This window comes from Desulfovibrio sp. An276, from assembly GCF_002159665.1.
GTDB classification, from domain to species: Bacteria; Desulfobacterota; Desulfovibrionia; order Desulfovibrionales; family Desulfovibrionaceae; genus Desulfovibrio; species Desulfovibrio faecigallinarum.
Map to the genome: position 1 here is coordinate 1 of NZ_NFJC01000060.1, position 9107 is coordinate 9107.

Sequence of the window (9107 nt, forward strand, 5' to 3'; positions counted from 1 at the left end):
ACCTTGTAGCTGGAGAAAATCTGCATTGTGCCGTCCTCCCGGCTCATGCGCAGAACAGGTGGAAGATGATAGGACTTGACATAACAGACTTCTATCTCTTTAGCAATACGGAAATGGCTATCACGCATACGTACCAAAGTTATCTTTTGTTTCTTTTGCGTTTACGACCCGTTATACAAGCTACAACAGGACAACCTGCCTGCTAACCCCACTCTTACGAGTGGGGAATGCGCAGGCAGAGTTGGTACAAAAAATCTTGCCTTTTTTCCCTTTTTTGTCTATTGAATACCAATATTTGGATATCTTGATATAGTAAAGTCCAGATAGAAATTTTCGCAACCCAAGGTGTTTTTTATGGCCCAATCAAGACTTTCCGCACTATTGGCTCAGGACAGACCCCTTCTTTTCGACGGCGGCATGGGAACCATGCTGCAGCAGGCAGGCATGCCCGCAGGCATAGGCCCCGAACGCTTCTGCCTCGAGCGGCCGGACATCCTGCTTGACGTGCACAGGGCCTACATAGCCGCAGGCGCGGACATCATCATAGCCTGCACCTTTGGCGCCAGTGCCTTCAAGCTGGACAGGGACCTTGATGTCTACAGGACCAGCAAGACCCTGGCCCAGGTTGCGAGACAGGCCGCGGACGAGGCTGGCCGCCCTGTGTGCGTTGCTGCAGACATAGGCCCCAGCGGGCATTTTTCAAAACCCCTTGGCGATCTTGACCCCATGGAGCACATACAGGGCTTCGAGGCCCAGATACGGGGCCTTGCAGACGGTGGCTGCGACCTTGTCCTCATAGAGACGCAGTTCGACCTTGGCGAGGCAAGAGCCTCGGTTGTCGCTGCAAGGCGCGCCTGCGATCTGCCTGTCTTTGCCTCCATGACCTTTGAGGACGGGACCTCGCTCACGGGCTCAAGCCCGGAAATCTTTGCCGAGACCATGCAGAATCTCGGCGTGGCAGCCCTTGGCACCAACTGCAGCGTGGGCCCGGAGTCCATGGGCGCAATAGTGGAAAGGCTTTTGCGTGTCTCCTCGGTGCCGGTCTTTGCCGAACCCAACGCAGGCCTCCCTGTCCTTGAAAACGGGGCAACTGTCTTCCCTCTTGGGCCTGAACGCTTTGCCGAACTCACTGCCCCCTTTGCGGACCTTGGCGCACGCATTCTTGGCGGCTGCTGCGGAACAACGCCTGCCCACATAGCTGCCCTCAAAAAGGCACTGGAAGGCAAACGTCTTGGCCGCTCTGTTCCCTTTGAAAAGCGCGAGGGCATAGTGCTCACAAGCCGCCAGAGCCTTGTGCGCATAGGAGCAGGGGAACCCTTTGCCATCATAGGAGAGCGCATCAACCCCACAGGCAAGAAGCAGCTCACAGCAGAACTTCAGGAGGGCAGCTTTGCCGCTGCCACTGCCTTTGCCGATGAACAGGTGCAGGACGGGGCAAGCCTCCTTGATGTGAACGTGGGCGCCCACAACGTGAATCAGGTAGAGCTTTTGCCAAGGCTTGTGGCAGAGCTTGTCATGCGCCACACCATCCCCTTGAGCCTCGACTCCTCGGACGACGACGCCATTTTGGCAGCCATGCCCTGGTGTCCTGCCTCCTTCCTTGTCAATTCCATAAACGGCGCGAAGGGCCGCATGGAGCGTCTGGGATCCGCCTGTCGCGACTTTGGCATGCCATTCATCCTCTTGCCCATGCGCGACGCGAAGCTGCCTGTGAAGGCAAGCGATCGCATAGCCATCCTTGAGGATCTTTTGCGCGAGGCAGACAGCCTCAACATCCCGAGACGCCTTGTCATGGTGGACGTCTTGGCTCTTGCCATTTCCTCCAAGCCCGAGGGCGCTGTGGAATGCCTGAAGCTGCTTTCCTGGTGCAGGGAAAACGGCCTTGCCACAACCATTGGCCTTTCCAACATCTCCTTTGGCCTGCCTGCGCGCGAGCTCATCAACTCTTCCTTCCTGCTCATGGCAGCAGGCTCAGGCCTCAACTCCTGCATAGCCAATCCCGCAAGTGCCCGCATACGCGAGGCAGTTGCAAGCGCCAACCTTTTGCTCGCAAAGGACGACAACGCAGCTTGCTTCATAGGAGCGTTTGCAGACTGGAAGAGTGGCGCCCAGACGCAGGGCCAGGCTCAGGGCAGGGGAGCTTTGTCAGGGAATGCAAAGGGCGCGGCCACCCCAGGCGAGGCAGTACTTCAGGGCGATCGCGACCGCGTAACAGCCCTCATAGACGAGGAGCTTGCCAGGGGAACCAATCCCTTTGACATCGTGAACGGCCAGCTCATTCCGGCTATCACCGAAGTGGGCTCGCTCTACGAGAAGAAGGTCTACTTTTTGCCCCAGCTCATCCGCTCGGCAGAGACCATGCAAAAGGCCTTTGCGCACGTAAAGCCCCTGCTTGCGAAGGAGAGCGACGAGGAGCGGCCGACCATTGTGCTTGCCACTGTGGAGGGGGACGTGCACGACATAGGCAAGAACATCGTGGCCCTTCTGCTCTCGAACCACGGTTTTACGGTGGTTGACGCAGGCAAGGACGTGCCGGCAGGGACAATCGTCGATCTTGCCAAAAGGCACGGGGCAAGCATCATCGGCCTGTCTGCGCTCATGACCACCACCATGGTGCGCATGGAAGACACCATACGCATGGTGCGCGAGCAAAACCTTCCCATCAGGGTCATGGTTGGCGGCGCTGCAGTGACAAAAAGCTTTGCCGAGGCCATAGGGGCAGACGCCTACTGCCTTGACGCAGTGGAGGCTGTGGAGGCCGCAAAGAGGCTCACAAGGCTCGCATAAGCTGTTTTTTTGGGGAAGGGTGCCCTTGCGTTTTGATTCGCAAGGGCACAGGAACTTTTTGCCTTTTGGGCTGCTTCGTGCTAAGTGCCTCCCTGCGTGACAAAACAGGTCGCGCACAACTTGCATTGCCAACATGTGGCCGACATGCCGGCCCGTGACCCAAGGAAGGAACGTCAGATGTTTGCGCGCATACAGGCCCTCGTGGTCGCACTTGTCCTGATCCTCGCCTCTTCTGCCCTTGCGGCACCCAAGGCCCCCCTGGAAACACTCAGCGTGCAGGGACTGCAAAAGCTTGTGCAGGCCAACAGGGGCAAGCCCGTGGTGGTGAACTTCTTTGCCACCTGGTGCCCGCCCTGCAAGGCGGAAATCCCCATGCTTGTGGAGATGACGAATAAGTACAAGGGCAAGGTGAACTTTGTGGGCCTCACAGTGGACAACGATGCCACTGTGGCCAAGGTTTTGCCCTATGTCGCGCAGATGAAGATAAACTATCCGGTCTACCGCGCGGGCAGCGATGTCGTGCAGGCCTTTTCCATACGCAGCATCCCCTTCAACGTGGGCTACGGCAAGAACGGAAAGGTTGCCTGGGCCTTCTCCGGCTTCCTTGACGAGGCTGCCTTCGAGGAAATGGTCCGCGAACTTCTGAAATAGGTGCGCTGGCCTTTCCCGGCACAACCGATACCACATCCACATTCATTCAGGGAGAGACGTCGAGCCCTTGTGGCGCGCGCTCTTCCTTCCCTTATTTTCAGGGTGATTCGAAAACAATGGACAAATACGTCATCCGCAAGGCGCTCATAGCCGATGTCAAGCCCATCCACGGTCTCTTAATGATGGCTGCCATGAAGGGGCAGCTGCTCCCGAGGGCACTTACCTATCTCTACGGCCATATCCGCAACTTCTACGTGCTTGAGGACAGTACCGGCACAATAGTGGGCTGTTCTGCGCTGGCACCCGTGTGGGAGGATCTCGCAGAGGTCTGTTCCCTTGTTGTGCGCGAGGATCTTCGCGGCAGTGGCCTTGGGCGCATGCTGGTTGAGGCCTGTATCAAGGACAGTGCGGAAATAGGCATTTCCAGGGTCTTTGCCCTGACCTATCAGGAGAAGTTCTTCAACCACCTGGGCTTTGCCACTGTGGAAAAGGACGTGCTCCCGCAAAAGATCTGGGCGGATTGCGTGCATTGTCCCAAGTACCCGGACTGCGACGAATTTGCCGTTGTCTACGATATCAGGGACAAGGACAGGGTTCAGCCTGCACAATAGGGCTCATCAGCGAGGAAGACCATGAGAATAACCGGGCTTACTCCCCTGTATACCCGTGAGTGCATAGACAGGCGCGTGTGCGAGCTGGCAGAGAGGATCAACGCTGTCTACCACGACGAGCCCCTGGTCGCAGTGTGCGTGCTGAAAGGGGCAGTGCTCTTCTTCTCGGATCTTGTGCGCCACATAAACGACACCAACCTGACCCTGGACTTTGTCCGCCTCGCAAGCTACGGAAACGGCATGCAGGCAGGCAACATCCGCTTCGAGCGTGACCTCGAAACGGACATACACGGCAAGCACGTGCTCATTGTGGAAGATGTGGTGGACAGCGGCCAGAGCATGGCCTGTCTGTTCAATGTCCTGAAGGTGCGTGGCCCGAAAAGCCTCAGGCTTGCTGCCCTGGTGGACAAGAAGGAGCGCCGCACTGCCAGCGTGCAGGTCGATTTTGCCGGCTTCGAGCTCGATCGGGGCTTTATTGTCGGCTACGGCCTTGACTACGCGGAACAGTACAGGGCCCTGCCGGACATCTGTGTGGTCGAGTACACGAACGACTAACCAGCAAACAATTGGGGGAAAATATCATGCAGGTTACATGCCCTGGATGCAGCAGCCGCTTTGTGCTGCCGGACGGCGTGAAGGACGGAGCGCGCCTGCGCTGTTCCGTGTGCAAGGAAGTCTTTGTCTTCGAAAGGCCCAAGGAGGAGGCCCAGCCTCCCCTGCCGGACAAGCCCCAGGGGCCGGATCTTGCCATGCCCAAGGAAAGCGCCCTGCCGGAGCTTGCAGCGCCGAAAAAGCGCGGAGGCCTTATGCTCTGGCTTGTGCTTCTCGTGCTCATCTGCGTGGGCTTCGCTTTCGCCTACCGCACCCTGCCGGAGTTCAGGGCTCAGATAACCGCCCTGCAGGAACGTGTTCTGGGCAACAAGACTGCAGCTCCCCAAAAGCCCCAGGCCCCTGCGGCCAAGGCAGTGGAAGAGGCACTGGTCCTTGAGGACGTGCGCCAGTTCTACGTGGACAACAGCAAGGTGGGCACACTGCTCGTGATCGAGGGCTTTGTGGTCAACCACGATCAGCAGCCCAGAAAGAACATTCACGTTGAGGGTGCAATCCTGAAGCAGCGCCAGGCCATTGACACGCGTGTGCAAAAGGCAGGCGTGCGCCTCTCCAACACGCAGCTGCGCGCCATGACAGAGGCAGAACTTCTGGCTGCGCTCGAAAACGAGGAGGAGCAGGCCATAGCCAATGCCTATGTTGCTCCCGGCGCCAGGGTGCCCTTCACCATGGTCTTCCAGAATGCCCCTGCAGGCGTTGACGAATACGCAGTGAAGGTGGGCGATTCCGAGATCGCGGAAAATGCCGCACAGGCCCCAACCCAGACCCCGGCTCAGGCACAGCCAGCGCAGGCTGCCCCTGCAGTTCCTGCAGCCCCGCAGGCCCAGCCCGCACCGGCCGCACCCTCAGCAAGGTAGACAATTTCCGAAAGGCAAAGGCCCGTCCTGAAAACTCAGGGCGGGCCTTTTTGCAAGGTGTGAAAGGGAAGGGCTACTTGTCCTTCTTGTGGCTTGAGCGCAGCTTGACGCGCATGGGCGCGTAGCGAATCTGGAAGGTCTTGCGCAGGCTGCTTTCGAGGTAGCGGGCGTAGGTGGGCGAGACGCGCTCCGCATCGCTCACAAAGAAGACAAAGGTCGGCGGCTCGCTTTCCGCCTGGGTGAGGTAGAAGAACTTGGGGCGTGCTCCCTTGACGAGGGGCGGCTGATGGCTTGTGAGGGCCGTCTGCATGGCACGGTTCAGCTGGGCTGTTGGCACACGCACCTGGCACTCCTCGTGCACTTCCGAGGCCAGGGGCAGGATTTTTTCAAGGCCTGCGCCACTCTTGGCAGAGACTGTCAGAATGGGCACGTGGGAGCAGAAGCCGAGCATTTCCCTGGCGGCCTTCACCACATCCTTGAGCTTTGTGGCAGGCACAAGGTCGCTTTTGTTGATGAGGATGACAAAGGGGATCTTGCGCGTGTTCAGCATGTCCATGAGGCGCTTGTCCTGGGAGGACACGCCCTCGATGGCGTCAAGGGTCAGCAGGGTTACGTCCGCCTTGCCGGCAGACTTGATGGACGAGTTTGCGGAATACTTTTCCACAGTGTCCGTGATGCGCGTTTTGCGGCGCACACCTGCCGTGTCCACAAAGACGTAGTCGTGATCGTCCACGCTGAAGCGCACGTCCACGCTGTCCCTGGTGGTTCCTGCCACGTTGGAGACGATCATGCGCTTTTCCCCGGACAGGGCGTTGATGAGGGAGGATTTGCCCACATTGGGCCTGCCGAGCATGGCAAGACGCAAGGCAGGGGGCTCTATGGGATCGACAAAGGCCGAGTCCGGAATCATGGAGCAGAGCGTGTCGCAAAGCTCAAGCAGATTGAAGCCGTGTTCTGCGGAAACGGCCAGAACAGGGAAGCCAAGGGAATGGAATTCCGCTGTGAGCCTGTCTTCGAGCTCTGCGCCGTCCACCTTGTTGACGACGCAAAGGACAGGCACGTTGAGTCTGCGCAGATGGTCTGCAAGGTATTCGTCCGTGGGCAGAAGGCCGTCCTTGCCGTCTACCACAAAGGCCAGCACTGCGGCCTCTTCCGTGGCCGTGTGCACCTGCTGCAGGATTTCCGCCTCGAAGCCGCGTATGCCCTCGGGGCCTTCCTGCACCACAGCGCGCTCGTCGAGGGTCACGCCGCCTGTGTCTATGACACCGAATTCGGGCATGTTCTTGCGCCTGACGATGCCTTCGAGCCTGTCGCGCGTGACTCCCGGCCTGTCGTGCGTTATGGCGCGGTTGCTGCGTATCAGTCTGTTGAACAGGGTGGATTTGCCCACATTGGGGCGCCCCACAAGAACTACCTTGGGAAGAGTGGAAGACATGGGCCTTGCTCGCGTCGCTTGTTACAGGATTGGGCGCTCGTTATGCCTGGCAGGGAAAGCGCGCCGAATCTCCTCCTCTGCCATGGGTGCTGGCAATGTGTCCACTGCAAAGGGGCCCTGCCAGCGCGGAAGGGCTTGATAGCTTTTGCCGTTGGGCAGTGTCAAGCGCAGGGCGTGCAGATAGAGGGGCTCGCCGGCGCTCCTTTTGCCGTACTTGCCGTCCCCTATCACCGCATAGCCCAAATGGGCAAGCTGGGCCCGTATCTGATGCGTGCGGCCTGTGAGAAGGCGGATCTGCAAAAGGGTCGCGTTTTTCGCATAGCCAAGGGGCCTTGCCACAAGCATGGCCTCGCGCGCACCGTCTGCGGGAGAATCCGAGACAAGCATCCTTTCCTGGGAACCAACAAGGCCTTTTCGCATGTAGCTTTGCACAAGCCTGTCCCCCTGGCCCTGCCAGATGCCGTGCACCCAGACAAGGTACTCCTTGCCAAGACCCTGGCGGTTGCGCAAGGCCTCGTGGGCCTTTCTCAGTGCGTTGAAGGTCTTGGCAACCAGAAGGACACCAGAGGTGTCCCTGTCCAGGCGATGGACAGGTGTGGGCGTGAAGGCCCCCTTGCGCAGGATTTGCAGGCGCGTTGTGAGCGCGTCCGTGTGGCCTGTGCCAGGCTGCGTGGGAAGGCCCGCGGGTTTCAGGACGATCAGGTACTCGTCGTTTTCGGCCAGGATCTCCACACCGTCCTGTACCTGGCCCGGGGCTGCATGGCTGGCAGTCTGCAGCCTTTTCGCACCCTGGTAGTGTTCCTGCGCGATCCTTGGGGAGGACGCGGTGGCTCCCGCAGCATGGGCCTTTTGGCGCTCCTGTCTTTGCCGTGTGGCGTGGGCCTGCTGCGACATGGAACCGGCAAAGGGAGGAACACGCACGCTGTCGCCGGCATTGATGCGCACAAAGGGCTGGGTGCGCGAGCCGTTCAGGCGAATCTGTCCTGTGCGTATCCAGCGGTGCAAGAGCGGTGTGGGCAAAAGCAGGCGGCGCTCAAGGAAGCCCATGAGCTTTTGTCCTGCCTCCTCGTGGCTCACCACAATGCCCTGAAGCCTTTCGCTGCCCTGGGCAGAAGCTTCAGTGTGCACTTGGGTGCTCACTTGCGTGCTCATGACTCGACCCTGCCCTGGGCGAATCTGCCAAGCGAAGCTGGCACTGTGAGGGCGTCGCCCCTGTTCAGGGAAGTGTGGGGGTGAACACGCGAGCCGTTGAGCAGGATTTGCCCTGTGCGTATCCAGCGGTGAATCAGTGTGGCAGGGCAGGAACAGATCCCTGCGAGATAGTCGAGAAGGGAGAGGCCGTAGGCTTCGCGCACGAAAAGGGCAAGCGCGCCCGGCTTTTTCAGGGTATTTTCCCTCCCTCTGTACAGGGGACTAGGTCGGGGACCCGTGGGGCCCTCTGTGTCGGCATTCATCACAAATACTGGCGCGGATACCCCTACATTTGTGCAGGGGAGGAAGCGCCTTCCTCCTTGAATGAAAAGGTTGGCAAAGGAATTTTTGTGCATCGTGCTTGCAGGATGCACATTCTTTTCTACGTGTTCGGCAAGGGGGCCGTCAAGCCTTGTCCTGTTTGCAGGATGTGGCCAAAAATCAGCCAAAGCTCGTGGGATTTTTCCGGACTCATGCGAGAAATGGGCAAGAAATGGGAATGTTTTCCCCTTCATGCGGACACCAATGTGCGGCTATTCTTCCTTCTGTCCCGGGGAAGCATACGCATCTGCGGACACAATACGTCAATGCCCCGAGGGGGCCGATAAGGGCCCCCAGGCGAACATATGGAGCCCACCACCATGAAGAGAAACGATACTCCCCTGCTTGCCTCGCGCCGCTTTTTCCTGAGGGCCTCCCTGGCCTCTGCCTTTGCCCTGGGCACCATGCCCCTGGCAGGTTCCGATGTCCTGGCCGCTGGCAAGGGTGACAACGTGCTTGTTGTCTACTTCTCCCACTCCGGCAACACGCGCACCATTGCGGAAATGATCCATCAGCGCGTGGGTGGCGACATTGTCGAGTTGACATCCTCCCCCGCCTAAAGGCGGAGGATTCCCAGCGGAAACAAGCTAGCTTGATCCCTGGGCGGGTTCCGCTTCAACGAGGCAAGGAGCCTCTCCACAGGCT

General features: G+C 59.1%; 9 protein-coding genes. 6 read left to right on the forward strand and 3 right to left on the reverse strand.

The features are described from left to right. The first annotated feature begins 354 nt into the window (after positions 1-354). The 5 genes from B5F76_RS14005 (at position 355) to B5F76_RS15230 (ending at position 5515) form a co-directional block, all read left to right on the forward strand. Entirely contained in the window at positions 355-2787 is a 2433-nt protein-coding gene (locus B5F76_RS14005) for a homocysteine S-methyltransferase family protein (RefSeq protein WP_087355667.1), read from the forward strand. A gap of 144 nt (positions 2788-2931) precedes the next feature. Next, entirely contained in the window at positions 2932-3438 is a 507-nt protein-coding gene (locus B5F76_RS14010; RefSeq protein ID WP_144268507.1) for a TlpA family protein disulfide reductase, read from the forward strand. A gap of 116 nt (positions 3439-3554) precedes the next feature. Next, the gene (locus tag B5F76_RS14015; protein ID WP_087355671.1) at positions 3555-4049 is read left to right on the forward strand and encodes an N-acetyltransferase; all 495 of its coding nucleotides are present in this window, start codon (positions 3555-3557) and stop codon (positions 4047-4049) included. Positions 4050-4070: 21 nt separating this feature from the next. Then, positions 4071-4604: a hypoxanthine phosphoribosyltransferase gene (gene hpt / locus B5F76_RS14020; RefSeq protein ID WP_087355673.1), complete on the forward strand. Its 534-nt coding sequence runs from the start codon at positions 4071-4073 to the stop codon at positions 4602-4604. A gap of 26 nt (positions 4605-4630) precedes the next feature. Then, positions 4631-5515 (forward strand): DUF3426 domain-containing protein, encoded by an 885-nt coding sequence (locus B5F76_RS15230; RefSeq protein WP_087355675.1) that lies wholly within the window; start codon positions 4631-4633, stop codon positions 5513-5515. A gap of 73 nt (positions 5516-5588) precedes the next feature. Here B5F76_RS15230 and der read toward each other — a convergent pair whose 3' ends face one another. From der to B5F76_RS14640, 3 genes are read right to left on the reverse strand one after another with little or no spacing between them, the layout of a single operon-like run. Then, on the reverse strand, positions 5589-6950 hold the full coding sequence (der, locus tag B5F76_RS14030; protein ID WP_087355676.1) for a ribosome biogenesis GTPase Der: 1362 nt from the start codon (positions 6948-6950) through the stop codon (positions 5589-5591). A 21-nt stretch (positions 6951-6971) separates the two neighbouring features. Then, the gene (locus B5F76_RS14035; protein WP_087355679.1) at positions 6972-8102 is read right to left on the reverse strand and encodes an RluA family pseudouridine synthase; all 1131 of its coding nucleotides are present in this window, start codon (positions 8100-8102) and stop codon (positions 6972-6974) included. Next, positions 8099-8305: a hypothetical protein gene (locus B5F76_RS14640; RefSeq protein WP_144268508.1), complete on the reverse strand. Its 207-nt coding sequence runs from the start codon at positions 8303-8305 to the stop codon at positions 8099-8101. Before B5F76_RS14640 ends, B5F76_RS14035 begins: the two co-directional genes overlap by 4 nt. 477 nt (positions 8306-8782) lie before the next feature. Here B5F76_RS14640 and B5F76_RS15435 point away from each other — a divergent pair, with 477 nt between their 5' ends. Beyond that, positions 8783-9022 (forward strand): flavodoxin family protein, encoded by a 240-nt coding sequence (locus B5F76_RS15435; protein ID WP_239407077.1) that lies wholly within the window; start codon positions 8783-8785, stop codon positions 9020-9022. Positions 9023-9107: the final 85 nt, after the last annotated feature.

Bases quoted from the DNA above. Each gene is read 5' to 3' on its own strand.
- B5F76_RS14005 (WP_087355667.1), top strand. From the start codon at position 355: ATGGCCCAATCAAGACTTTCCGCACTATTGGCTCAGGACAGACCCCTT.
- B5F76_RS14010 (WP_144268507.1), top strand. From the start codon at position 2,932: ATGCCGGCCCGTGACCCAAGGAAGGAACGTCAGATGTTTGCGCGCATA.
- B5F76_RS14015 (WP_087355671.1), top strand. From the start codon at position 3,555: ATGGACAAATACGTCATCCGCAAGGCGCTCATAGCCGATGTCAAGCCC.
- hpt (WP_087355673.1), top strand. From the start codon at position 4,071: ATGAGAATAACCGGGCTTACTCCCCTGTATACCCGTGAGTGCATAGAC.
- B5F76_RS15230 (WP_087355675.1), top strand. From the start codon at position 4,631: ATGCAGGTTACATGCCCTGGATGCAGCAGCCGCTTTGTGCTGCCGGAC.
- der (WP_087355676.1), bottom strand. From the start codon at position 6,950: ATGTCTTCCACTCTTCCCAAGGTAGTTCTTGTGGGGCGCCCCAATGTG.
- B5F76_RS14035 (WP_087355679.1), bottom strand. From the start codon at position 8,102: ATGAGCACGCAAGTGAGCACCCAAGTGCACACTGAAGCTTCTGCCCAG.
- B5F76_RS15435 (WP_239407077.1), top strand. From the start codon at position 8,783: ATGAAGAGAAACGATACTCCCCTGCTTGCCTCGCGCCGCTTTTTCCTG.